General features: G+C 41.8%; 1 protein-coding gene. It reads left to right on the forward strand.

Translation table 11 applies throughout. The annotated features are described in order from the left end of the window. Positions 1 to 767: acyl-CoA dehydrogenase C-terminal domain-containing protein (locus ACS8FD_RS17045; protein WP_439276716.1), on the forward strand; the 767-nt coding region annotated here is incomplete at its 5' end. Between the last annotated feature and the right edge of the window lie 235 nt (positions 768 to 1,002).

Here is a 1,002-nt window from a genome sequence, read left to right on the forward strand (position 1 = left end):
CAGCTGTTCGCAACATGCTATTGACTGAAAAAGCCTTTGCTGAAGGTGGCCGTGCGCTAGTATATTATCTCTCTCATTTTGCCGATACGGTCGCAAAAGGTGAAGGCGATGACCTAAAATTTGCTGACCAAATGCTGTCACTGTTGACGCCGATTGCTAAAGCGTTCTTAACCGAAACGGGTCTAGAGGCCGCCAATCATGGCGTACAAGTCTATGGTGGTCATGGCTTTATCAGTGAATGGGGTATGGAGCAAAACGTCCGTGACACCCGTATCGCTTGCCTGTACGAAGGTACCACTGAGATTCAAGCGCTTGATTTACTTGGTCGTAAAGTCTTAGGCTCACAAGGTAAGTTGCTGGCAAACTTTGTCGATATTATTCAGAAGTTCTGTGAAGAAAATAAAGACAATGATGAGATGGGACAGTTCATCCGTCCACTTGCCAGGCATCTAAAAGAATGGGGTGACTTGACTTCACGTATTGGTATGCAAGCCACTGAAAACCCAGACGCCGTTGGCGGTGCTGCCGTTGATTACATGTATTTTAGTGGCTATGTTACCCTTGCCTACTTATGGGCACGTATGGCACTTATTGCTCAAACTGAAATTAAAAATGGCAACAGTGAACATGCCTTCTATGATGCCAAGGTGAAGACAGCACAATTCTATTTTGCTAAGTTGTTACCGCGTACTACGACGCACGTACAGCGCATCAGTACAGGTGTTGAGCCATACATGACTATGAACGTTGATCAATTTGCTTTTTAGAATCGAGCTGTAATAGATTATATTACGATTAAATACTACTACTTTTGATCGACTGAGGATTTAGACGCGGTACTACTATCGGCAACATACTTCGGTGTGTTGTCGATTTTTTTGGTATTGACTTGTTCATTCTGTGCAAATTTATACTATTACTTTACCCTCAACTATCTAAGATTACAGACTAAGCAAGATATCATTTTTACAAAATATCTTATTTATACTCTAATTAGATTCT

It is taken from the genome of Psychrobacter sp. 1U2, assembly GCF_051847575.1.